Raw genomic sequence first — 23791 nt, forward strand, 5'->3', positions numbered from 1 at the left:
AAAATAATAGGTTTTCCATAAGTTTCTAACCTGTTATACTCATATCATTACCCATAAGTATGTCCAAAAGCGCGTGTAAATACTTCACGCGCTTTAATATATTCATAAAGGGTTCGTAAACCTTTCCACATCACAATAGGACCGGGCTCACCGTCATGCTTTCGTCCGAGAAAACCTCCTAATTGGGCAATCATTCTCAGAGTATCTTTCAGGGTTGGGGGTTCATTTGGAGGGGGTTTTTCATAGATCATAACATAGGCGGTTTGCCATTCTATGGGCTCAAATAGACATTCACTGCTTAATGATGGGGAAGCACGACCAACCATGGTCATGAACAAAATACGCCAAGCAACAATAAGATACAGAGCGAGGCAAGGGTCAAATCGTTGCTTGTTGCTTAACTGCAATTTTTCAATAGCGCATCCGCTTTTCAATACCTTGAAAAAAATTTCGATCTGCCAGCGACATAAGTACCATTGAATTACTTGTAACGCTGCTTCCAAGTTGGATATAGGTACACTGGTTAAAAGTGTCCACTCGATTGCTTTCTCTCCAGGCGGTGGGTTTGTCTCTGTGGCAATGATTGTTGTTATTTTAACGGGGGTAAAACCTTCTTTTGCTTTATCCCGAGGAGGGAGCAAAGTCACTTCTTTTGCATAAATATCTTGTGCTACTTCTCGTTTTTTTCTATTTCCAAATGAGGACGTAGTAAATGTTATTTTTCCAATACTGGAAGAGGCTTTTACGCTTGTTTTTAATTTATTGCGTTTTTTAGGTTGATTCTCATCCAAAATAGAACGATCGAATGTTGCTCTAATCACCCAATCGGCAGTTCCTTTAGCGAAAGCTGTATTCGCTTCATGATAGATATCATAAATATCACCTTCTCTATCAGCAATATAAACAAATTGAGTATCGGGCATTGCCTTAGCAAGTTTTGTGGCTTTTTTATAACCTCTGACCCACCGGTAACTTTCCTTGTCTTTTATTGCTTTTGAATCACGTTCAGCTCTTCGTTCTTCTGAGCTTCGATGCGTAAATTTTTCCCGTGACCACTGTTCATAGTCAACTACTCCTAAACATTCGCGGTTGGGCGTTACCGCAAGAGTGGGATGAAGAAAAAGACCCCGCACGTTATCTTGTTGAATAGGGCCAATATCTTCACGTTCTTTTTGACCGCTATAGTTAAGCGTTGTTGTGTCTTGAAGCAATAAGATAATCGGATGTTCTTTAATTCGCTTAAGGGTGGCTATGCGATGAGGTTTTATAATTTTTTTTGCGGTAACCGTATTATTCTCAAAAAATCGATAGGCTGCTTTGGTTTCCGACCAACCTTTACAACTTTCAGGTATACTTGATGTTGGTTTATCACTAAACCTTTTTAATAACTCTTTTGCTCGTTTATTTAAACGTTGATCGCCGATATTCACGGAACCATACTCATGGTCGATCCAATCCATGGATAATACTGCCTTTAAAAAGGCAGCATTATCTCAAAAGTAAGGAAAAATTAATATAGCATTACTTATGGGTAACGATATGGTTATACTCCCTTGTGCGAAAAGGGTAATCTGACGTAAGCACTCAGCCTGCTTGAGAAACGGCCGCATTAGGTCTTGAACTAAAATCTGTCCGTTTATATTGCCATCAATCTAGGGTTGAGCTATTACAATCCAACAGCCTGCCATTTCGCAAAAAGTCCAACAACAATAAAGGAATATTATGAACGTTAACTTATTCATCAATAAGCTATTCAGTAAATTCTCCATTTTCAAACTTACTTTGCGACAATTTTCAATATCCGCAGGTATCTGCTTATTGTTTTTTGTCAATATTAACTATGCCAGTGAACGTTATTTCGTCTGCGGCCCCGATGAAGATGGATGCTATAAGGACATCTATCATTACTGTGCCTGCATTCCTTATGATGATGAACATACGCAAACCCCATACTGCCTGGATTTTAATAAACTCACTTGCAGTCCCCTGGAACAAGTGCCTGACTGCGATCCCGGCATGATATATAAAAATCAAGGCAGTTGTTTGGCTACCATTTTCCAGAGTGAATCAGAACCACCTTGTCCAGTGAGAAATCATTCCTTCTGCCTGGAAAATGATATGGCCATTTGTGATGCAAATGGACGACCTGAAAGCTGTCGGTACGTGGCTAAATAAGCAGAGAGTACGTGCCTTTTCTTTGTTTGAGCAAAATTTTGTCTCTGAAAAAGACGGTATGTACTAGCTCAATGATGACGAGCATGTTTACTAGGGTCTGTCGGCAATCAGTATTTTCAAAGTAAAAATCTAATTGTCGACAGGCCCTAACTCATGTCATGCAGCTTCTTCGTCTTTTTTATCCTGTGTTGTGTAATATCTTTTGCATTATTCTCCTCGAAGAGAAGCAATGGGCTCCAGTTTTGCTGCCCATTTTGCCGGATAATAACCAAAGAAAATGCCGGTGGTTACTGAAACAGCAAATCCAGCTAGGGAAGGCATAATGTAGAAATGAAACGTCCAGTGGCTGAAAACAGCAATCACCAACGTCGCTGTCAAACCTAAAACAACGCCGAGAACTCCACCCAATAAACCGAGCATGACCGATTCAACGAGAAATAAGTCCTGAATTTCCCGATTACGTGCCCCCACAGCCTTGCGAATGCCGATTTCTTTTTTGCGCTCACTGACAGAAACCAGCATGACGTTCATCACTCCAATCCCCCCCACCAATAATGAAATGCCTCCGATCACCGCCAACAATAAAGTAAAAATCCGTCCTTGATTTTCCATGCTGGCAATGATCTGTTTGGCGCTACGAGGAAAAACATTTAATTTGGGAGCCTGAAACGTGATAATTTGCTTAATCTGTTCTATCACCTCATCAATTTGGCTCTCAGGCTTTAATAAGATAATGGCATTATTGATTTTACTGTCTTTCTGCACTAAAGGCATTCCGCCAATGGGGATAATCACGGCTTGGTTAATGTCTTCATTAAAAAATCCATTTTCTTTCCAGGGCTTGGCAATGCCAATAATGGTATATAAATTGGAGCCAATGCGAAGCTGACGACCCACCGGATTATCTTGACTGGCTTCTTTTAATTGACGGGCAAGTCCATCCCCTATGACACAAAAATGCTCAAATGATTCCACAAAGGAGACGAAATACCCTTCTGCCAATTGAATGTCGATGATGTCTGCCAAAGCCTCATCTGCGCCGATAACGGCCGCTTGCAATGGTTTTCCAGAAAAACTGACTGGCTGATAGGCAAGAGCATAAGGAGCAATTTTCTCAATCAGCGGCATATGCTCTGGCAACTGACGCCACTGTTGAAGGCTAAGATGATCAAGACTGCTGTGTGACTTATCCGATGATTTTGCATAAACGGTAATGGCCATCAGATCCGTACCCAGTGCTTTGAATTGTTCCAAAGCCTTTTCCGTGGCTAACTGGCCACAACTGATTAAAGCAACCACCGCTGCCGTACCCACCAATATACCCAGGACGGCCAGAAAGGAGCGTAATTTTGCAGCGGTAAGATTAACCAGGGCTTGCTGATAATAAGTCCAATATTTCATTTTTCTAGTGATTTCGCCTCTGTAAAATGTTAATAAATGCTCTGATTTGTGTTTTCAGTCGGCTTTTTGCAATGCCGTTTTCACTTCTCCATCGGCAAGAAGAATTCTGCGCTGGCATTGCTGAGCAACCTGTTCATCATGAGTCACTATGATGAGTGTGCGTCCCTCATTGTGCAGGCTGAGAAATAAATTCATGATATCAGTACTGGTTTTTGAGTCCAGAGCCCCGGTTGGCTCATCGGCAAGAATAACACTCGGTTCAGCCACTAAAGCTCGGGCAATAGCAATGCGCTGCTGCTGACCGCCTGATAACTGTGGTGGTCGATGTCTGGCATAAGCAGACATGCCTACGCGCTTGAGCGCATCATCCACTTTTTGCTCTCGTTCTGCCGCTGACATGTTACGATAGGTTAACGGCAAGGCAATGTTCTGATGGGCAGTGAATCTGGGCAATAAATTAAATTGCTGAAAAACAAATCCAATGCTTTGATTGCGCAATCCTGCCGCTTCATCAGCGCTAAGCTTAGCTACATCTCGGTTTTTTAACCAGTATTCACCGCTGTCGGCGGTATCAAGAAGTCCGATAATATTCATTAAAGTGGACTTGCCTGAACCAGAGGCGCCTACAATGGCCAGCATATCCCCCTCATACACCTTAAGTGAAATTGCTTTCAAAATGCGATGAGCGGTCCCCTCAAGAGAATAGCTTTTATCAATCTGAGTTAAGGATATCAGTGGATTTTCAGCCATAAAGCACCCAATCGCCTTCCTTAAGACCTGAGGTTATAATGACTTTGTCCGCTTCCGCTGCCCCTGTGGTCACGATTTTTGTTGACCATTGACCGTTTTTTTCTTTAATCCTGACCACAGACTGCCCCTTCTCTTGTTGGATGGCATTGATGGGAATAAGCAGTTGCTCCTTGCTTTCTGTAGCTAATTCTATAGAAGCGCTCATACCAACTTTTATATAAGCCTGTTGTTGTGGGGTTAACTTTTTTATTTCCACAATGGCAGTAAAGGAAGGCAATCCCCCAATGCTGTTCGTTGAGGCTTGCGCATTCACGGAAACAAGTTTACCCTTAAATTCCTCTTTTCCAAAAGCAATGCCGCGAACCGTGGCCTCCATGCCTGTATATACTTTATCAATATCAATTTCAGGAATATCAATTTCAACCCGAATCCCGTTCAAATCACCAATCAAACCTATCAGTTGATCCGCCTTGACGACGTTGCCTACTGCAAGTCGGGCAGCTTTGTCGTCATTAGATTTGGGTGGATAAAGCAAAATACCATCATTTGGAGCCTTGATATGAACAATATTATGACGCGCCGTTAAGGCTTTCCTCACCTTATCAAATTCTGAGTAGGACAGTTCTGACAAATCGGCCAAGTCAGGGACACTCTCTTCATCCATTTTTTCCAGCATTTCAGCGAGATAGCGTGTGGTTTGCATCAAAACCACACGGGCGTTATCAAAACTTGATTTTTCACTCAGGTAATTATTTTTCGATAACAAACCCACAGCCCATAACTCCTGAGTTCCTGTAAATTTAGTACGGGCAATGGTGTAATTGTCTTTGGCCTTTAAGTATTCGGTTAAGGCATCATTGTATTGCTTTTGTAATGCGCTGGAATTTAGGGTCAGCAGAATGTCGCCTTTTTTTACCCACTGGCCATATTGGTAATGGATTTTTTCAATAATGGCATCCACAGGACTGCTTAACGAGCTTTCAGCTAAAGGCTGGATATTACCGGTAAAATGCAGTTTTTTCTGTATGGACATTTTTTTTACCTGATAAACCTTATGATGCGCTGATTTTTGCTTGCTTTCATTGCCACACGCCAGTAAAAAAAGGCTTATGGACATCATGATTAAAAATTTCAACTTAATGTTCATTCACCGTACCTGAGTTTGATTTGCCACTCATCCAGCGTAGTGCCCAACAGTCGCTGGAGAGCAGATAGTTGATTTAAATAGGCTATTTTGGCTGAAATTAGCCCAGCCTGTGCCTGAATTAGCTGGTTCTGCGTGTTATTGACATCCAGTGCAGTCGAGATACCAGCTTCCTGTCGTTTCTTCTGTAGTGCATAGGACTGTTCGGCCAGTTTGACCTGTTTTTGTGCCAATTGATATCGTTTCGCCTGACTCTCAATTGAATTAATCAAATTGGTGACATTCGTGATCAATGCTCTTTTAGCGGCAATAAGATTCAGCCGGTCTTTTTCCAGTTTCACTTTGGCATTAATCAGCTCCCTTCGGCGGTCAAGATCATTGATAGGAATTTTCAACGTCAAGCGCGCTGATTCATTAATGTTCCTGCCGCTATAAATGCTGCGCAGGCCACGGTCACCACCAACATCGGATAAATTGCCGGCTTGCACATTGGCTGAGAAATCAAGCTGCCACAACTGCTGATTTTTTGCAACAGTATAAGCCCGTTCGTCCGCTTTATAAGCCAAGTGCAAAGCGAGATAATCGGTATTATGATTTAATGCTTGCTCTATTGACTGTTTTAAATCTGGAATCACAATCTTGTCCACACTAACATCGCTTGGAACGGAAAGATGCATCTGCGGATCAAGCCCTATTGTCTGTAATAAATTTTGCGCCGCTGTCTTAAATTCATTTTCTGCCTGCTCTACCAGCAGGCTTAATGATTCAATCTGGTATGATTGTTGAATGTTTCCCGTAGGTTCAAGTTGTCCGGCTTCTATTTTTTTTTCATTAATTTCATAAGAACGTTTTGCTTCTTTAAGCTGGAGCTTTTGATTCTGCAGATTATTGCCGCTTAAAATCAGGGAACGATAAGCCGTAATCACCTCAGTCACCTGATTACTTATGGATTGTCGCATATTGAGTTTGTTCAAAGTTTCATTATCGATGGCGTTTAACAGGCCAACTTCATTAACGGATTTACCAAAGCCTCTTAACAAAGGCTGAGTCAGAGAAAAACTCAGTACGGGGCTATAAGAATCATATGTTTCTACATTGTTGTTCATGGTTAAGGAAACATCTGTGCCCAGTTTTGTCCTTAATCCTAATTCTGGGGTAGCCAACGCGGAATGGGTTGTGGCATTGCCAACACCAGAATAACGGCTTTTTTCAATATTTGCCGAACCGACCAAGGCATATTGCAGTTCAAATTCATTTTGGGCAAGACGTAGTTGATAACGCTGAATAATGCGGTCCAATTCCACATTTTGAATGTTTGGATTATAACGTAAGGCCAGTAGAATGGCTTCGCGCAAAGTCAACTTCAAGACTTTTCTGTCTCTTGAATCAGGTGCAGTCGGTAAAAGCACCCAATGATTGAGCATGTATTCCGGCTGATGGATGGCCGCCTGAAGACGAGACTGCGCAGGCTGAATCTGTGCCTTTTCATGGATGGACTGAGCTGGAATGATTCGATTCTTGGCCTCCTGTGCCTGGCCAGAGCTAATGACAAGGATGAAAAACAACAGGTAAAAAAATAAATTATGCATAGCACGCCAATGATAGATTAATTTTTTGGCAAAATAAACGATTTTATTGCAAACAAAACGAAGAAAGACAAACCTAATTCCTCTCCAGTCCAGGAACTGTAAAACGCTTCCTGTCATGCAGACGAAGTGCAGTCAACTCGCCTCCCCAGAGACAACCTGTATCGATAGGGTAAAGCTTTGGATGTAGGCATTTACCTTCCAAAGCGGCCCAATGCCCAAACACAATGTCCTCTTCAATTTCACAACGATGAGGGACTTCATACCAAGGATAAAAATGAGAAGGAGCTTTGGCAATGGTCCCCTTGTAACCAAACAGCAATCGCCCATTGGCATCACAAAAACGCATGCGAGTGAAGTAATTGGTAATTACCCTCAAACGATCCATGCCCGTCAAAGTATCCGACCAAATATCAGGTTCATTCCCATACATTTGTTTAAGAAATTCAATATAGCCTTCTCCTTGTAAAACGTTTTCCATTTCGCGAGCCAGCTTTTTAGCCTTGGTCAGATTCCATAATGGAGCAATTCCTGCATGTGACATCACCAGATTGAATGTTTCACTATGTATTAACAAAGCTTGATGACGCAGCCAATGTCCGATGTCTTCCGCATCGTCGGCAGCAAGGACAGGACCAATCGTATCATCTTTTCCCCGCCAGGGATGGCCACCAAACATAGCGCCTAATAAATGTAAATCATGATTGCCCAGGGTGATGTTTGCCGGTAATGGCAGTCCTTTGATAAAACGCAAGACCTCAAGCGATTGCGGGCCACGATTGACTAAATCACCTACCAGCCATAGCTGATCTTTTTTTTCATTAAAATCGATACGCTCAAGTAAACGCTGCAAGGCATCATAACAGCCTTGTATATCACCTATGGCGTAATCAACCACTTCGTTTCACCCCTGGATGAATGGCTGCCTGAGTCACTTCTGGTTTTTTCCATTGCCCGGAAGATGAGAGATGTTGGACGGATGCCTGAGGCGAAGAGGAGTGTGCGCGAACAAAATGATTGGCAAGTTCGGTAGAATGTATCACATCCATGGCCGAACGGTTGACTGACTTTCCTGTGTTCATGTTATGAACCTGTAGTTTTTCAGGGAGGACCACGCCGTATTTTTCAAAAACAACGCCGCTATGAATTTGCTGATTATTGATTTGCTCAAAACTTGTCGTTGGCTTGCCATCGAACCCTTTTTCATGCAGACCTAGAGACAGAAAACCGTTTTGAACAGCCTGCCAGTTTTTAAACTCAGGATTTTCGCGCACAAACCATTTAAATACATCCGCAGACATTAACATGCCTCCCGGAACCATAAACAAGGGCGTTTTATTCAGCTGGATTTGCCCTTTCTCAAGGGCGCGCGCTAACCATTGAATGAATTCAATGCCTATCTGTTGCTCTTTTTCCGTGATAGAAGCGGGAGTGCTGTCACTGAAGGCGCCTATACGCCCATAACGACCTGTTCGTCCACCAAAACCTTTAACCATCAATCGGTTAAAATAACGTTGAATGGCAATGGCATCGGCGCGAATTAAAATAGCTCCTAAAGTACCTGCCGAACGCTCATCTTCATTGAGCAAGGCCAGCCAGACCGTTAGAACATCAACATCCGAAGCAATCCAGGCAAAGCCGCTGGCAGGGACAATTGCGCGAGCCAGCAAAAGATTCAAACGTCTGCGAAACTCAATGTCCGGTTCCTTTTCAAAAGAATAATCATAATACTTGCCAAAGGTCGTCAAATTTTCCAATAAAGGATTCCAGGATTTTAACAAATATCCGTGGTTGTCATATAAATTGATGCTAAAATCAACAAACAATTTGCCGATCCCTTTTAAAAGGGCCGCTGAATATAAGGCATATTGCCAAAGTTTTTGCTGCTCTGACAATTCGGCGTTTTCATCCAATACCACAAACTGGCTGAACAGACTCAAGGCCGCCTCGGTTCGATTCAAAGCATGATCGATAATTCCACCTGGTTGAGAATAATAGTGATGGCTTGTCTCGGGCAGACTCTGACAATATTGGATTAAATTATTGATCAAAACCACGCACAGACTTTCATAACGCGACTCTTCCAGACCGCTTAGCGATTTCATCTCAGCCAGCAGATTTTGCCGCTTTTCATCCGCCAGCAATTGCCGGACAGGAAGGATTTTTATTAAGTCTTTCATAGACCTGGTCGATTGAGCAACGGTTTTTTTTCCTTGACGACGAAACAAGACAACCTCCGTAAAAAAATTTATTTTATTTTACACTAATTGTAAATAAATTTCGCTATCTGAACATAATTCTTTATTGAAATTTGTTCAGGTCGATGCCCAGGATCAATGCCAAGTTTGGATAAATCCTCAGCTGAAATTACGCCTTTCAAATTATTAGCCAATGTTTTACGGCGCATAGCGAAAGCCTTGGCAGCCAATGTTTCGAGCCGTTCAAAAGCAACCTCCTCAAACGGTGATTCTTTAAAGGGAACCAGGCGCACAACAGCTGACTCAACCTTTGGTTTCGGATGAAAAGCTTCTGAAGGCACAGAAAATAAATAATCCACCTGACAATGGTATTGTACCATAACCGTTAAACGCCCGTAGGCCTTTGTACCAGGTTTCGCAGCAAGGCGGTCAACAACTTCCTTTTGTAACATAAAATGCATGTCATCAATGCTCGTGTGATATTTTAACAAGTGCAAAATCAATGGTGTGGAAATATTATAGGGCAAATTTCCGATAATACGCAGATGATTTCCAAATTGACGATAATCAAACGCTAATGCATCAGCCGCAATCAGAGTAAGCTTGTTTTGTCCTTCTGGCAAAGCTGCAAGTTGGGCGTGTAAATCTCTATCGATTTCAATAGCGATAAGTTGATTTAAGCGCTTTAATAAAGGACGGGTAAGTGCACCGAGTCCTGGTCCAATTTCCAGCATATTATCTTTGGGCCTGGGATGAACAGCCTGTAAAATGTTTTCAACCACTTCTTCATTTTGTAGAAAATTCTGGCCAAACCGTTTGCGTGGACGATGCTTCACAATTCCCGCCTCCTGACGAAATGGAGGGATTATACCACTTTGTTGACGGATTTTGGCAGCTATTTCTAATGGCTTTAGGCAAGTGTATGCAAAGTCGCTGCGAGTCAACGAACTCAAACATGAAAAAGTCGTGATTGTTAGCTTAAGACGGAAAAAACTCTACCAGAACTTTCTATCAAGAAAAGATTGGCTTGTAAATTGTCTATGATAAATCCTGAGGATCAACATCAATATTCCAACGTATTCCTTGCATTTTTTGCTTAGCCAATCCCTGACGCAATCGCGATAAAGCCGTTTTAAGCAATGCACGCGAAGGTGATTTAATCAGTAACTGCATACGATATTGATTGGCTTTACGTGCTAAAGGCGCAGGGGCAGGTCCCATCACCATGAGTTCAGGATGATTAATTTCACATTTGACGGAATGAAGGAAATTTAAAACGGTAGCTGATTTTTTACCCTGAGCCCGTACCACGGCCAAATAATGATAAGGAGGCAGTTGTGCTTTTTCACGGGTCTCAAGCAAACGTCTGGCAAAGGTTTCATAACCTTCCTGGATAAGACAATTTAAAAGCGGATGCTGCGGGAGATGGGTTTGAATCAGCACTTCACCGGCGTGCTCCGCTCGACCAGCTCGACCTGCCACTTGAATCAGCAATTGACCTAATCGTTCCGTCGCCCGGAAATCCTGATTATAGAAACCCACATCGGCATCAAGAATCACGGCCAGAGTTAACTTTGGAAAATGATGTCCTTTAGCCAACATCTGAGTACCTACCAATAACTGCACTTTACCCTTCTGGATCTGCTCAAGATGCTCAGCAAAAACATGTTTTTTTCGCACTTCGTCACGGTCTATTCTAAGCATGGCCACCTCTGGAAAAGCATGACTTAGAAATTCATGAATGCGTTGCGTTCCTGCACCAACCGGCATCAACTCACGACCGTGACAGCCCAAACAAACGGAGGGTAAAGATTGTGTTCGCCCGCAATGATGACAAATTAAAGCATTCACTTGACGATGAAAGGTTAAATGGGCATCACAAGAAGAGCAATCCGCCATCCAGCCACATTGATGACAGAGTAATACCGGTGAAAAACCGCGACGATTGATAAAAACCAGAACTTGATTGCCTTTTTGCAAATGTTCTTTCATCACCTTCAGCGTCGGCTCTGCCAGCCCCTGCTGCAAAGGCAGATTTCGAATATCAATAAGGCGATAATGCAAGGGTTCGCTCGTCAAAGCCTTTTGCTGAAGAGGTAATAACTGGTATTTATCTCGCGCAGCATTATACAAGCTTTCAAGGCTTGGGGTGGCAGAACCCAGTACAATAGGAACATTGGCTGAATACGCTCTCATTAAAGCGGTATCTCTGGCTGAATAACGAACACCCTCCATTTGCTTTAATGAAGCATCATGCTCTTCATCAATCACGATCAACCCCAACTCAGGCATGGGTGTAAAAATCGCTGCTCGGGTTCCAATGATCAGTTTGACCATTTGGTTGCTGGCTAATTGCCAGGCCTGCTGTCTTTCTGTTTCATTAAGGCCGGAATGAATAACCGCTATCGAATAAGGAAGACGTGAGCTGAATCTTGCCAAAAGCTGAGGAGTCAGCCCGATTTCAGGAACCAAGACCAGAGCCTGCCTACCCTCTGCCAAAACTTTGGTGATGACTTGCAAATAAACCTCTGTCTTGCCACTTCCTGTGACGCCTTGTAATAAAAAACAACGATACGCATGGCGATGATGTAAAATGCTCTCTACGGCTTCAGCCTGCTCTGGGTTGATTGATAATGGCGGAGAAACAGCCGCAGAAGCCGGCACAGGCCAATTTACTTCCCTTGAAATACGCAGAATATTATTCTTGACCAGTTTATGTAATTGCAGTGTCGTGAAACCCGATTGTAGAATCATTTTTCGCGATACAGGTTTTTTGCATTGCTCTAAAAAGTCAATCAGGGCATGCTGCCTGACTGCTTGAGGCCGAATCAATGAGTGGGCAGTCTCAGTTGGCATTGCTAATTGAAATTTATCGATATAAGGCAGGGAGCAACTTTGCCCGTCGCGATATTTCTTAGGCAATGCCAATGGAATCACCTCGGATAAAGGTGACTGATAATAATCGCTGACCCAATGACAAAGATCCAGCATGGTCTTTGACAACAACGGCTGCGCATCAATAACAGCTTCAATATCCTTTAGCTTATCCATAGAATGACTGGCCTCAGCTTTACCAATGACCAGTCCTAAACGGATTTGTTTGCGAAAGGGAACCCATACTCTGCAACCGGCTTGCAACACGCCCTCGGCCAGATAAGTAAAAAAATCACGATGGGTATGGGGAATACATACCTGATAGGCGGATTTCAGCTGCGTGACCATTGATGACTAGCTGACTGACCGGGAGCTGAGAAGATTTTGACAGTGATTTGTTCAATCCGATGCTTTTCAAGCTCCTCTTTATTCTTAATTAATTCATTAACGAACCAACGTGACAACTCTTCGACCGTGATATTGGTCAGGGGCAACAAAGTGACATCCTCTTTCAAAAAAGGCATTTTTTTACGGTTGAAGGTAAAATAATAATAGTCCTCATCCTCCTCGATGCTTAAAAAAGGAGAATATTGCGGCATGAGAAAGGTTTGATTCAAGTACTTGCATAAGGTATGAATTTTTTCCTTATAATAGCGATAATCAAAAGTCAGGCCGTTTTCCTCCACCCAGGTGGTTAAGGCCAGGTAAACTCCATATTGATGACCGTGCAGAGGTTCACGTTCTGTTGCAGAAAAAATGGTAGTATGTCCTGCAGAAAATTTCATGCTTTCCTTTTGCAATTCAACCGTGGTCAGGTATTTTTTCATGCTTATAAACTCGCTCGCTTATCGTTTAACTGGAAACCACTCAATTCTGTTTTCAGATGTTTGCTTAAGGCAATCACCTTAAATAACTCACCCATTTCGCTGGGTTGCAGCAACTGCTTGGCGGCTTGACTCATCGCAAGCCTTTTTCTGTCGCTGTCTGCTTCAGACATCAAGGTTAGCAAACCATTGGCCAGTAAGAAAGAGGCCTGATTGGTGTATCCTGCCACATGAAAACCAGCATCAAAGGCCGCTTCTGCCACATGGGTAAAATCGACATGGGCTGTAATGTCCTGTTCACCCGGATGGGCGAGAAAATCGCTGTGCGCACGGTGATGATAATGACACATGATGGTCCCCTGGTTGCGGTCCGGATGGTAATATTCATGCCTTGGGAAACCATAATCTATGATAAGCAATGCGCCTTGGTTTAACATGGAATAACATTCTTTAAGCCAGCCTTCCATGAAAAGATTGACCTCGGAAAGATAAGGACAACGAGACACAGGTAATACTTTTTTCACGTAAGCCGTCAATCGCTCATCGGCACAAGGCTGAAAACGCTCAACCAGACGGTCGTTCTCATCCAAATGAATAAAACTTTCCAAAAGACCGTCCGCCGTCTGCATGAAACGATGTACCGGCATGGCGTCAAGAACTTCATTGGCAATGGCCACGCCATTGAACGGTGTTTTTGGCCACTCCGTCAGCCATTCAACTCTCCCTGCCAAAGTTGGAATTTTTTCCTCAATCAAAGCCTGCTGTCGCTGCCTCAAAGAAGCACTGACATCGAGAATAAAATAACGCTCAGGCAAAGAGTTAAGTTTCTCCAGCCCACTCAAGAGGTCAACACAAAGCTGGCCTGTGCCGGCACCAAACTCAAAGAGGCAAGGAGAATGAAGATGAGTAAAAATTTGCCTGCACTGATTAGCCAGCGTGTACCCAAACAACGGCGTTAACTCAGGCGCCGTTATAAAATCACCAGCCTTTCCCAGTTTTGCCGACCCTGAGCTATAATAGCCAAGTCCGGGAGCATAAAGCGCCTGCTGCATATAGTCCACAAAAGGCGCAGGCAGACGCTCCCGCAGAATATCAACTAAATACATAAATCCGATTATACCATGACAAAACGGGGAACATACCTTGAATCAGACCAACACACAAGAGGGAAAAACCGCTTTAATCACAGGTTCGGCCAAACGTATTGGTGCAGAAATTGCCCGCTATCTTCACCAAAAGGGTTTTAAGGTCATTATTCATTGCCACCGCTCTGTCCAGACTGCGAAAACCTTGGTTGACGAGCTGAATCAGCACAGAGCAACCAGCGCTTTCTGGGTTGAAGAAGATTTATACGCAGAAAACGCGCCAGCAAGGTTGATTCAAAACAGCCTGCATCAGACAGGGCGGCTGGATGTTCTGGTGAACAATGCTTCCATTTTTATTCGCACGCCATTAGACAGCCCTGATGAAAGCATCTGGGATAAAACCTTTACCATCAATGTCAAAGCACCGCTGTTACTTAGTTTAAACGCTCGTCCTTATCTGAAAAAAAATAAAGGCGTTATCGTTAATATCACGGACATTCATGCCAAAAAACCCTTGAAATCGTATGCTGTCTATTGTCAAAGCAAAGCCGCATTGGTCATGCAGACCAAAGCTTTGGCGAAAGAATTCGCCCCAGGTGTTCGTGTCAATGCGGTAGCGCCAGGTGCTATTTGCTGGCCTGAAGATGAGAATGAGCTCAGCCCTGAACAAAAACAACGCATCATTGTCAAAACACCGTTAAAGCGGCACGGCCATCCACAATATATTGCTCAAGCTGTATTTGCTTTAATTGACAATGATTTTGTCAGCGGACAAACCTTAACGGTAGATGGCGGCAGAAGCATTGGCTGGTCATGACTCTTGAAGAGGAAAGGTGGACCCAAATCCTCATATACTGATGTCTGCACTTTGGTTCTGTGCTTTGCTCTCTGTATGGAGGAAATCCTCAATATCCGACAAGTTTGTCAAGCGATAAAACATGGAAAGCTGTTCTTTCGTCATCCATTGGCGAAAATAATAACGAACCAGGGATTTTGACTGTAAAACCGCTTTATAAGGACTTTCCAATGCAGCCAAACCCTGTAAATGCTGCATAAAAAGATTTTTTCTTATCTCAGGTGAAACTTTAGGCTCCTGGCCTGAAAGCAATTCTGCAAACAACCATGGACGACCACAGGCAGCCCGTGAAATCATAAAAGCATCGCAGCCACTTTCTGACCAAGCCTTATACAGGCTTTCTCTATTTGCGATATCCCCATTGGCAATCACTGGAATGTCAATGGCCTGTTTTATTAACGATATCTGCTGGAAATCACAGGCTATGTCATAATCATCCTGCCAGCGTCGTCCATGTACAATCAAGGCATCAGCACCCGCCTGCTCAATTTGTTCGGCCAGATAGATATCCTGCTCATTGCCCTGAATACGGATTTTCAGGGTCAAAGGAACAGAGATGGACGCCCGTATGCGCTTAATGATTTTTACCAATTGATCAGGCTTGGCAAGCAAGGCGCTTCCGGCACCTTTTTTACGAATTTTAGCTTTCGGGCAGCCGCAATTAATATCAATCATATCAGCACCCAGAGTAGCCAGTTTTTTGGCCGCATTTCCCAATACCTTGGCATCACAACCGGCGATTTGATAAGCCAGGTACTTTTCTTCTGGTGAACGCATTAAATAACGGGATTCTAATGCCTGTTTAGATAAAGCATCCTGGGCCGAAATCATCTCCGAGACGCCATAGGCCGGCGGCTGAAATGGATAAAATAATGTCCGAAAAGGCGCACAGCTATAACCTGCCAGGGGACCTTGAATTAAGCGATGGGGAAAGCTTAAATGACCAATTTGAAAAGGTGAATTTAAAAAAGTTTGCATCTCGGAAAACCGACGTATCTTGGTGGCCGTTGTTTTCGCTTGATAATCACTCATAATCTTTGCTTTACATCAGGCTCATTAGCTGATCCTGTGAATATATCGTTGTTTCCTATTTTAACATCAATTACAATGATTAAGAAATTGACTATAAGAGACGAGTTGCATCATGGAAAAACGCTCATTATCTCCTTTAGAATTACTAAATATTGCAACTCAACATGCTTATTGCGCCGAACATCTGCTAGAGCAAAATGCCAGCATTGTAAGAGGCGACGGTGAGGACATTGATGCCCTGTATCCCGTCATTACCCTCATGTATAAAGCCTTTTTCCTCACCTTTAAAGCCTACGCCCTTCATGAAAATCGACCGATCAAACAATACAAAAATCTACGTGAACTGGTAGAACTTAATCAGCATCTTGGCTTTTCCAGCAGGGAGTTGGCTTTATTAAAAACGTTGTCACAGCAACAAGCCTTTACTAAAGGGCTGGAATATGATTTATGGGAGAATCCCCAGCAACTGCATGTTTTCTGCGAGCAAATTCTTGATCTCTATGAGAGAGTGCAGCAACTCATGCCGCTTGAACTGCAAAAAGAATATCAATGAACACGGCATCTGCTTATCTTTAAATCATTTGACGCTCCAGGCATTAAGAAAACAATATAGTCACACCCACAGGAAGAATGATAGCAGACAAAACTTGGCATCCGCAGCAAATCGCGCTAGGATATGACTTTTTGCACAGGATGGGATCAATGGAGCAATTAGAAGAAACGATGACAACAACCGTGCAGCAACAAATATTACAGTTAAGCACTTATCTTAATTCCCGTATATTAGGTCAGAAAGAATTAATCTCTCGATTGCTGATTGCCTTGCTGGCTGATGGCCATCTGCTGGTTGAAGGAGCCCCCGGTTTAGCCAAAACACGAGCCGTAAAAGAATTAGCCGCCCGTGTGGAAGGGGATTTTCACCGCATTCAGTTTACCCCCGATTTGCTTCCAGGTGACTTGACCGGTACGGATGTTTTTCATCCCGAAGATGGCTCTTTTGTGTTTCAACCAGGCCCCCTTTTCCATCATTTGATTCTGGCCGATGAAATCAACCGTGCTCCAGCCAAAGTTCAATCCGCCTTATTGGAAGCCATGGCAGAACGCCAAATTACCATTGGCAGTAAAACCTATCCTTTACATGAATTATTCCTGGTTATGGCGACCCAGAATCCCATTGAGCAGGAAGGAACCTATCCTTTGCCCGAGGCGCAATTGGATCGTTTTCTAATGTATGTAAAAATTAATTATCCTGATGCTCAAATTGAACAACATATTCTGGAGCTTGCTCGAAATGAGGCCATGGGTCAGTCAGTCAATGACCCCACACATCTTACGGAGGTGCCGCAAAAAACCATTTTTGAAGCACGTCGTCAGGTGCTTAAGGTTCATACCAGCGAAACGCTTGAAAATTATCTCATTCAACTTGTACTCGCGACAAGAAACCCAGGCATCTACAGCGAAGAGCTGGCTCGTTGGTTGCGTTTTGGCGCCAGTCCCAGGGCTACCATTGCTCTTGATCGCTGCTCTAAAGCACATGCCTGGTTATCCGGCCGTGACTATGTTACACCGGATGATATTCATCTGATTGCCCATGATGTTTTACGGCATCGTGTTCTGCTCACTTTCGAGGCAGAAGCCGAAGGAATCTCAAGCGACGATTTTATTGATTCATTATTGCAACTTGTAGCTGTTCCCTAGAGGTGTTTCATGGCTGAAGGCATTATTGCAGAACTCAATGAACTGCTGGCTTTGCGGCGTTATGCCCAGTCTGTGACCTATAAACCGGAAGGGCGTGCCCTTTGCCGAGGCAATCATTTATCCAAATTACGCGGTCGCGGCATGGATTTTGCCGAAGTCAGAAACTATCAGGCTGGCGATGAAATTCGCCACATGGAATGGCGGGTAACAGCAAGAACCGGACGGCCGCATGTCAAAATTTACCAGGAAGAACGAGAAAGACCAGTCGTTATTCTTGCCGATTTCAGCCCCACTATGTTTTTTGGAACTCGTACAGCCTTCAAATCCGTCATCGCCTCACGGCTGGCAGCTCTACTATCATGGACGGCGGTAAAGCAAGGGGACCGTGTGGGCGGGCTGCTTTTTTCCAGCAACGGGCATGAAGAATTTATGCCTCGTGGGCGTGAAACAGGTATCTTACCGATGTTATCGAGCCTGAGTCATCATACACAACAAAAAATTTCCCGCTACACCATTCAGCCTGAAGCCTTGGCCAAAGCTTTGCTTCGTCTGCGTCGGGTGACGAGACCAGGCAGCATTCTTATTCTTATCAGTGATTTCTATAACATCAATGATGAGTGCGAAAAACATTTACACCGCTTAAGATACCATAACGATGTTCTTGCTTATCATATTTGCGACCCCCTTGAACTCGTTTCTCCAATACCCGAACAATATGCCATCAGCAATGGTCAAGAGGAGATTTTATTCGATACCCGTATCCATACGATACAAGAGGGTTACCAGAAGTATTGTCAGCAACGAATATCGGCATTACAGGATTTGTTTAAACGTACAAGCATTCAATATATACAGGTTACCTCAGATGATAACCTGCCTCAGTTGGTTCGTCAGACTTATCCGAGGAGATCACATGGCTAATGCGCTGCGTATCCGTATCTCTCGTTATTGTTATGGCATGCTTATCCTGCTAATGTTTTTAGCTCTGCTGTTGACTCACGAAAAAGGATATGGTGCAACTGCGCCTGATGCAGCCAAAATCCCTGTGGCACCTGCCCAAGCAAAAAGCACGCCGGAATCTTTAAAACAACTAAAAGATATTCATCTGCCTGCTCCGATAAGTTGGTGGCCATTAGCGCCCGGATGGTACATTTTAGCTGCTCTTCTGCTTTTCATTTTTCTTGCGCTTGCTTACAAAATTTATCAGCGCTACCTGGATAGCCGCCCAAAAAAGCAGGCTTTGAAATTACTTGATGAATATTATCAGCAATATGAAAAGCAACGGAACTGCTCATTTATCAGTGCCAGGGTGTCAGAGCTTTTAAAACGCGTTGCTCTTGCTTACTATCCAAGAAAAAACGTCGCCGGTCTTAAGGGAGAAGACTGGATTCATTTCCTAAACCGCACAGGAAAAGAGGTGAATTTTAACCCTGTAAAAAATATGCTTCTTGAATTGCCATACCAGCCTAATGAAACTTGTTCACTTAAACCCTTGTTTACACGGGCAGAAAGATGGATAAAACAACGGAGAAAGCCATGTTCGAATTAGCCATGCCCTGGGCTTTGCTCCTTCTTTTATTACCTCCTTGCATCTGGTATCTGCTACCTCGAGCCAAACCACCATTGCCCACTGCCCTTAGGGTTCCTTTTTTTCACGCCATATCTTCCATTGTCGATAAGGATAAACGGGTATTAACGCAGCAAAGCTCTCTGATGCTACCTTTTCTCATCTGGTTGTTTGCCGTCATTGCTCTGTCCGGTCCCCGTTGGGTCGGCCAACCACAGCCTGTATCTCGGGAAGGTTATAACATCATAATGGCGCTGGATTTATCCGGTTCTATGGAAATTCCGGATATGTTGTTTCATGGCCGGCCAGTAAACCGCCTTGATGTCGTCAAACATGCCGCTGAGCAGTTTGTCAAAGAAAGAACTGGCGATAAAATTGGATTGATTCTTTTTGGCAGCCGTGCTTATTTACAATCCCCGCTGACTTATGACCGCCATAGTGTTTTATTACGCATACAAGATGCTACTGTTGGGCTGGCTGGAAAAACCACATCTATAGGTGATGCCTTAGGCCTGGCCATCAAACATCTACAAAAAATGCCTCGCAAAGGCCGAGTCATTATTTTATTAACGGATGGAGCCAATAACTCAGGCATCCTTCAACCAGTAAAAGCCGCTGAGCTGGCCAAAACAGAAAGCATAAAAATCTATACGATAGGACTGGGCTCATCCAGTGACTCCAGAGCATTGTCGGGGGTACTTCTTATGCCTGGAGCATCTGCTGATCTCGATGAAAAGACTTTAAAAAAGATAGCAAATGTCACTGGGGGCCGCTATTTTCGCGCAACCGACTCTCAATCATTGCAAACCATTTATCAAACCATTAATCAGCTGGAAGCTATTTCACAGGAACATACAACCATACAACCACAGAAAGACTACTATCCTTGGCCACTTGCACTGGCTTTAATTCTGTTTTTCGTCTGGTTGCTTGAAAGGACGGACTTAAGACAACATATTAAGTCCGTTCTGCAAAGAAACAGGGGGCATTTAAAATATGATAACTGACTTTCATTTTTTAAGACCGCTATGGTTGCTTGCGCTCATCCCTCTTGCGTTTTTTGCAGTGAGATTATGGCAGCAAAAAAACCGACTGCAAACCTGGAACGCTATCTGCGACAGTCATCTGTTAAAAGAACTTATTCAAGTTAAAGAGAGACCAAAAGATTTTCTCACCTCATTTTTTCTTCTGACGAGCGGATTGTTCTTTATCCTAAGTTTAGCTGGGCCAAGCTGGTTAAAGTTAGCCGTGCCTGTGTTTCAACCCGTAGAACCTCGAGTGATCGTACTGGACCTATCCCATGAGATGTTGAACAAAGATCTGTCGCCTGATCGCCTGAGTCGGGCAAAATTCAAGCTTCATGATTTATTTCAACATTCAGATAAGGGGCAATGGGGGATGGTCGTTTATACCGGCGAACCCTTTGTGGTCTCGCCCCTGACTGACGATGCACAGACCATCACGAACCTGCTCTCAACACTAACACCCGACATTATGCCTGTAGGTGGGCATCAACTGGATACAGCACTGGATCAGGCCGCTAAACTGATTGATCAAGCGGGCTATCAATCTGGACAAATCCTGGTATTAACTGGCACACCACCCCATTCACAGGCCATTCAAACAGCGGAAAAACTTAGCCAGCACAATATCTATACATCTATTCTCCCCTTAAGCAAGGATAAAATCCTAAATCCTCTGTATCAACAGCTTGCTCATGCGAGCCATGGGCAATTGCTTCATTTAACCCCTGATGATTCGGATATTGTAAAATGGCTCAATGACACGCAATTAAATAAAAAATTTGCTCTGAGTCAATATAATGATGTTCCCTTATGGCGTGACGAGGGTCGCTGGTTTTTAATTCCTGCTTTATTGTTCTTTTTACCCTTGTTCAGGCGCGGCAATCTCCAGAGGATAATCGTATGAGGTATCGATTGTGCTTGTTGTTTCTTCTTATCCTCCCTTCTTCTCTAACGCATGCTTTAAGCTGGAAAGATGTATGGCTTACTCCCGATCAGCAGGCAGAAAAAATGATGGAAAAAGGCCGCTTTAAACAAGCCGAAAACACATTTAAACGTAAGGACTGGTCTGCCGTTGCCGCCTATCGAAGTGGCAACTATGAACAAGCTGCTCAATGGTTTGGCGAACAACGAAGCGTTGAAGGCTATTATAATCAAGGCAATGCTTTAGCCCATATGGGAAAATATGAAGAAGCACTACAGGCTTACGATAAAGCCTTAAATATTGAGCCTGATCATCAGGATGCCTTATATAATCGTAAAATTGTGGTTGATTTATTAAATAAGGAAAAAGAAAAGAAAAAACAAGAGGAGCAACAGGACAAGCAACAACAGGACAAGCAACAACAGAACAAGCAACAACAGAACAAGCAACAACAGAACAAGCAACAACAGAACAAGCAACAGCAGGACAAACAACAGCAGGACAGGCAACAGCAGAACAAGCAACAACAGAACAAGCAACAACAGAACAAGCAACAACAGAACAAGCAACAACAGAACAAGCAACAACAGGACAAACAACAGCAGGACAAACAACAGCAGGACAAACAACAGCAGGACAAGCCGCTAAAAAATACAATGAACCAAGTAGCAACTCAGTCTGCTGCTGAACGAGAAAAACAACAAGCAAAAGAACAGTGGTTACGCGTCATACCGGATGATCCGGGAGGCTTGATGCGCGAAAAGTTTTTACGTGATCATTTAAGACGACAACGCGGATGGTATCAATGAAAAGAGTGATTTTAGCTATTTTATTCATCGTATGGTCATCCCTTGCTAATGCTGAATTAACTGCCGAACTCTCAGAATTGCAAGTCAGCATTGATGAAACCTTCAAGTTAACCATCACCCAGGAAAATGTTCAAGATACAGATATTCCTGATCTTACACCTTTGCAAGCCGATTTTAACATCCTCGGCACGGAACGAAGCATCAATTACACATTAATCGACGGCCAAGCCAACTCCATCAAACAGTGGACTATATTGCTCTCTGCAAAAAGAAAAGGAAAACTTACGATTCCAGCGATTACCATAGGTCAGCAAAGCACGAAACCACTCACTGTTGAAGTTACCTCCGACACGTCCTCATCCCGAGCACGCAAACCAACCGCAGATGAGCAACAGAAGGATGTTTTACTGACCACCGAAATCAGTAGCGAATCCCCCTATGTCAACCAACAAGTCATTTACACGGTTAAGCTTTATACCAGCCGACGTTTGCTTGATGCCGAGTATCAAGGGCCTCAAATTGAAGATGCCTTGCTCATTCCTCTAGGCAATGCCAAGCGCTATCAAACCATGGAAAATAATCGAGTCTATGCAGTTGAAGAGCAACGTTATGCCATTTTTCCTCAGAAAAGTGGCCATATAAATATTGCTTCCCCAGTGTTTAAGGCGCTGGTTTATGATGTCGTACCGCAGCGGGTTAATGTTCGCGATAAAAATATTCAGTTATCTGTTAAGCCAATTCCTGATAATTATAAAGGCAAATACTGGCTTCCCGCTGAAAAAATCCACTTATCAGAGCATTATGATAAGCATGCCCAGTCTTTCATTCAAGGTGATACATTAACTCGCACCATCACCATAGAAGGCACCGGCATTCCAGCCCAGTTAATGCCTAAGCTGAATATTGAGGAAAACGGTCAATTTAATATTTATCCGGAAAAACCAGAAGAAAACAATATCGTTCGCCAGCAGCAGCTTGTAGGCACGACCACTACGAAAATCACATATCTTTTCAGCAAGGCCGGCAAAATCACCATTCCAGAGTTACGCTTGAAGTGGTTTAACACGATAACAGGCAATGAAGCCACCGCCCATTTACCTTCACGAACAATTGAAGTTACGCCGGCTGCAGTGTCTTCCCAAACTCCTCCCCCTGCTCTAAATACGGATATAAAACAGACGAAGATGTCCTCCACCGAGCCCAATTTAGCAAGTGAGAAGCAAAGGTTTCTGTCACTGGGCTGGATATTAGCCATCCTCTTTGCACTGGCCTGGTTCATCACACTTTTATTTTGGTTTTGGCAAAAAAGAAATCCAGGAAGCGATAAAATGGATTCTAAATCAGTCATGAAAGATTTGCAGCTTGCCTGCCAACAAAATGATGCAGCCAAAGCCAAGGCGTCCTTATTGAAATGGTCAAAACAGCACTGGCCTGAAGCCCGCATTTTAAATTTGGCAGATTTAAGTAAACAAATCCGTGATTCCCAATTAAAAAAACAAATAAACTTGTTATCTCAATCGCTTTACAGTCATAATACATCTCAGTGGCAAGGTGATGGTTTATGGCGCGCTCTACTTGCTTTTAAAAATAGCAAGCCTAAAAAATCCAGAGAAAATCCTCTTCCTCCCATTCATCCTCAAGGAGGTTATAGAAGGGACTAGAGCGCCGAATGATTTAAATATGTACAAGTTAAATTTGATTATTGATGAATCAAAAATATTAACTCCGTCTCTACGTTCTGCGACTTGGCCGCAGAATCCAGTGATGCTGAGAGATTTCTGTAACCCGCGGACGAGCCGTAGGACGTGGAAATTGTATATACTTGATCTATTTTAAGTCAAATAT

Annotated in this window: 22 protein-coding genes; 10 read left to right on the forward strand and 12 right to left on the reverse strand. The window is 43.4% G+C overall.

What is annotated here, in order from left to right:
- Positions 1 to 47: 47 nt before the first annotated feature.
- Entirely contained in the window at positions 48 to 1460 is a 1413-nt protein-coding gene (locus tag E4T55_RS06200) for an IS4 family transposase (protein ID WP_058500493.1), read from the reverse strand.
- 262 nt (positions 1461 to 1722) lie between these two features.
- On the opposite strand from E4T55_RS06200, the gene E4T55_RS06205 reads away from it, so the two are divergent.
- A complete protein-coding gene (locus E4T55_RS06205; RefSeq protein ID WP_223168267.1) occupies positions 1723 to 2175 on the forward strand; it encodes a hypothetical protein in 453 nt (150 codons plus the stop codon).
- Between the two features lie 207 nt (positions 2176 to 2382).
- Here E4T55_RS06205 and E4T55_RS06210 read toward each other — a convergent pair whose 3' ends face one another.
- The 10 genes from E4T55_RS06210 to E4T55_RS06255 all read right to left on the reverse strand — a co-directional run bounded on the left by E4T55_RS06210 (position 2383) and on the right by E4T55_RS06255 (position 14058).
- Entirely contained in the window at positions 2383 to 3576 is a 1194-nt protein-coding gene (locus tag E4T55_RS06210) for an ABC transporter permease (RefSeq protein WP_058500494.1), read from the reverse strand.
- Positions 3577 to 3630: 54 nt separating this feature from the next.
- On the reverse strand, positions 3631 to 4326 hold the full coding sequence (locus E4T55_RS06215) for an ABC transporter ATP-binding protein (RefSeq protein ID WP_115325376.1): 696 nt from the start codon (positions 4324 to 4326) through the stop codon (positions 3631 to 3633).
- On the reverse strand, positions 4319 to 5473 hold the full coding sequence (locus E4T55_RS06220; RefSeq protein ID WP_058500495.1) for an efflux RND transporter periplasmic adaptor subunit: 1155 nt from the start codon (positions 5471 to 5473) through the stop codon (positions 4319 to 4321). The genes E4T55_RS06215 and E4T55_RS06220 overlap by 8 nt, the downstream gene beginning before the upstream one ends.
- On the reverse strand, positions 5470 to 7059 hold the full coding sequence (locus E4T55_RS06225) for a TolC family protein (RefSeq protein WP_082636456.1): 1590 nt from the start codon (positions 7057 to 7059) through the stop codon (positions 5470 to 5472). The genes E4T55_RS06220 and E4T55_RS06225 overlap by 4 nt, the downstream gene beginning before the upstream one ends.
- A 73-nt stretch (positions 7060 to 7132) precedes the next feature.
- Positions 7133 to 7954, reverse strand: a complete 822-nt coding sequence (locus E4T55_RS06230; RefSeq protein WP_058500496.1) for a symmetrical bis(5'-nucleosyl)-tetraphosphatase — start codon at positions 7952 to 7954, stop codon at positions 7133 to 7135.
- Entirely contained in the window at positions 7947 to 9284 is a 1338-nt protein-coding gene (locus E4T55_RS06235) for a TraI domain-containing protein (RefSeq protein WP_172461013.1), read from the reverse strand. The genes E4T55_RS06230 and E4T55_RS06235 overlap by 8 nt, the downstream gene beginning before the upstream one ends.
- Before the next feature lie 35 nt (positions 9285 to 9319).
- The gene (gene rsmA / locus E4T55_RS06240; protein ID WP_058500497.1) at positions 9320 to 10090 is read right to left on the reverse strand and encodes a 16S rRNA (adenine(1518)-N(6)/adenine(1519)-N(6))-dimethyltransferase RsmA; all 771 of its coding nucleotides are present in this window, start codon (positions 10088 to 10090) and stop codon (positions 9320 to 9322) included.
- 202 nt (positions 10091 to 10292) lie between these two features.
- Entirely contained in the window at positions 10293 to 12476 is a 2184-nt protein-coding gene (locus tag E4T55_RS06245; protein ID WP_058500498.1) for a primosomal protein N', read from the reverse strand.
- Entirely contained in the window at positions 12461 to 12955 is a 495-nt protein-coding gene (locus tag E4T55_RS06250; protein ID WP_115325377.1) for a 6-pyruvoyl trahydropterin synthase family protein, read from the reverse strand. The genes E4T55_RS06245 and E4T55_RS06250 overlap by 16 nt, the downstream gene beginning before the upstream one ends.
- A 2-nt stretch (positions 12956 to 12957) precedes the next feature.
- A complete protein-coding gene (locus E4T55_RS06255) occupies positions 12958 to 14058 on the reverse strand; it encodes a class I SAM-dependent methyltransferase (RefSeq protein ID WP_058500500.1) in 1101 nt (366 codons plus the stop codon).
- Positions 14059 to 14095: 37 nt separating this feature from the next.
- On the opposite strand from E4T55_RS06255, the gene E4T55_RS06260 reads away from it, so the two are divergent.
- A complete protein-coding gene (locus tag E4T55_RS06260) occupies positions 14096 to 14854 on the forward strand; it encodes a pteridine reductase (protein ID WP_058500501.1) in 759 nt (252 codons plus the stop codon).
- Between the two features lie 30 nt (positions 14855 to 14884).
- On the opposite strand, the gene E4T55_RS06265 is transcribed toward E4T55_RS06260, so the two are convergent.
- Complete coding sequence (locus tag E4T55_RS06265; protein ID WP_058500538.1) at positions 14885 to 15871, reverse strand: tRNA dihydrouridine synthase; 987 nt, start codon at positions 15869 to 15871, stop codon at positions 14885 to 14887.
- Between the two features lie 166 nt (positions 15872 to 16037).
- On the opposite strand from E4T55_RS06265, the gene E4T55_RS06270 reads away from it, so the two are divergent.
- The 8 genes from E4T55_RS06270 to E4T55_RS06305 all read left to right on the forward strand — a co-directional run bounded on the left by E4T55_RS06270 (position 16038) and on the right by E4T55_RS06305 (position 23607).
- Complete coding sequence (locus E4T55_RS06270) at positions 16038 to 16478, forward strand: hypothetical protein (protein WP_058500502.1); 441 nt, start codon at positions 16038 to 16040, stop codon at positions 16476 to 16478.
- A 149-nt stretch (positions 16479 to 16627) separates the two neighbouring features.
- On the forward strand, positions 16628 to 17623 hold the full coding sequence (locus E4T55_RS06275) for an AAA family ATPase (protein WP_058500503.1): 996 nt from the start codon (positions 16628 to 16630) through the stop codon (positions 17621 to 17623).
- A 9-nt stretch (positions 17624 to 17632) separates the two neighbouring features.
- Positions 17633 to 18544 carry a DUF58 domain-containing protein gene (locus E4T55_RS06280; RefSeq protein ID WP_058500504.1) on the forward strand — a complete coding sequence of 304 codons (912 nt, stop codon included), beginning with the start codon at positions 17633 to 17635 and terminating at the stop codon, positions 18542 to 18544.
- Complete coding sequence (locus tag E4T55_RS06285; RefSeq protein ID WP_316409759.1) at positions 18537 to 19172, forward strand: DUF4381 domain-containing protein; 636 nt, start codon at positions 18537 to 18539, stop codon at positions 19170 to 19172. Before E4T55_RS06280 ends, E4T55_RS06285 begins: the two co-directional genes overlap by 8 nt.
- Entirely contained in the window at positions 19160 to 20197 is a 1038-nt protein-coding gene (locus E4T55_RS06290; protein ID WP_058500505.1) for a vWA domain-containing protein, read from the forward strand. The genes E4T55_RS06285 and E4T55_RS06290 overlap by 13 nt, the downstream gene beginning before the upstream one ends.
- On the forward strand, positions 20187 to 21119 hold the full coding sequence (locus tag E4T55_RS06295; protein WP_058500506.1) for a vWA domain-containing protein: 933 nt from the start codon (positions 20187 to 20189) through the stop codon (positions 21117 to 21119). The genes E4T55_RS06290 and E4T55_RS06295 overlap by 11 nt, the downstream gene beginning before the upstream one ends.
- A complete protein-coding gene (locus E4T55_RS06300; RefSeq protein WP_058500507.1) occupies positions 21116 to 21946 on the forward strand; it encodes a tetratricopeptide repeat protein in 831 nt (276 codons plus the stop codon). The genes E4T55_RS06295 and E4T55_RS06300 overlap by 4 nt, the downstream gene beginning before the upstream one ends.
- Complete coding sequence (locus E4T55_RS06305; protein WP_058500508.1) at positions 21943 to 23607, forward strand: BatD family protein; 1665 nt, start codon at positions 21943 to 21945, stop codon at positions 23605 to 23607. The genes E4T55_RS06300 and E4T55_RS06305 overlap by 4 nt, the downstream gene beginning before the upstream one ends.
- The last annotated feature ends 184 nt before the right edge of the window (positions 23608 to 23791 follow it).

Origin of the sequence: Legionella israelensis (assembly GCF_004571175.1) — a bacterium.
Classification (GTDB): domain Bacteria; phylum Pseudomonadota; class Gammaproteobacteria; order Legionellales; family Legionellaceae; genus Legionella_D; species Legionella_D israelensis.

Coding starts and splice junctions, on each gene's coding strand:
- E4T55_RS06200 (WP_058500493.1), bottom strand. CDS start 1,460: ATGGATTGGATCGACCATGAGTATGGTTCCGTGAATATCGGCGATCAA.
- E4T55_RS06205 (WP_223168267.1), top strand. CDS start 1,723: ATGAACGTTAACTTATTCATCAATAAGCTATTCAGTAAATTCTCCATT.
- E4T55_RS06210 (WP_058500494.1), bottom strand. CDS start 3,576: ATGAAATATTGGACTTATTATCAGCAAGCCCTGGTTAATCTTACCGCT.
- E4T55_RS06215 (WP_115325376.1), bottom strand. CDS start 4,326: ATGGCTGAAAATCCACTGATATCCTTAACTCAGATTGATAAAAGCTAT.
- E4T55_RS06220 (WP_058500495.1), bottom strand. CDS start 5,473: ATGAACATTAAGTTGAAATTTTTAATCATGATGTCCATAAGCCTTTTT.
- E4T55_RS06225 (WP_082636456.1), bottom strand. CDS start 7,059: ATGCATAATTTATTTTTTTACCTGTTGTTTTTCATCCTTGTCATTAGC.
- E4T55_RS06245 (WP_058500498.1), bottom strand. CDS start 12,476: ATGGTCACGCAGCTGAAATCCGCCTATCAGGTATGTATTCCCCATACC.
- E4T55_RS06250 (WP_115325377.1), bottom strand. CDS start 12,955: ATGAAAAAATACCTGACCACGGTTGAATTGCAAAAGGAAAGCATGAAA.
- E4T55_RS06255 (WP_058500500.1), bottom strand. CDS start 14,058: ATGTATTTAGTTGATATTCTGCGGGAGCGTCTGCCTGCGCCTTTTGTG.
- E4T55_RS06265 (WP_058500538.1), bottom strand. CDS start 15,871: ATGCAAACTTTTTTAAATTCACCTTTTCAAATTGGTCATTTAAGCTTT.
- E4T55_RS06270 (WP_058500502.1), top strand. CDS start 16,038: ATGGAAAAACGCTCATTATCTCCTTTAGAATTACTAAATATTGCAACT.
- E4T55_RS06275 (WP_058500503.1), top strand. CDS start 16,628: ATGGAGCAATTAGAAGAAACGATGACAACAACCGTGCAGCAACAAATA.
- E4T55_RS06280 (WP_058500504.1), top strand. CDS start 17,633: ATGGCTGAAGGCATTATTGCAGAACTCAATGAACTGCTGGCTTTGCGG.
- E4T55_RS06285 (WP_316409759.1), top strand. CDS start 18,537: ATGGCTAATGCGCTGCGTATCCGTATCTCTCGTTATTGTTATGGCATG.
- E4T55_RS06290 (WP_058500505.1), top strand. CDS start 19,160: ATGTTCGAATTAGCCATGCCCTGGGCTTTGCTCCTTCTTTTATTACCT.
- E4T55_RS06295 (WP_058500506.1), top strand. CDS start 20,187: ATGATAACTGACTTTCATTTTTTAAGACCGCTATGGTTGCTTGCGCTC.
- E4T55_RS06300 (WP_058500507.1), top strand. CDS start 21,116: ATGAGGTATCGATTGTGCTTGTTGTTTCTTCTTATCCTCCCTTCTTCT.
- E4T55_RS06305 (WP_058500508.1), top strand. CDS start 21,943: ATGAAAAGAGTGATTTTAGCTATTTTATTCATCGTATGGTCATCCCTT.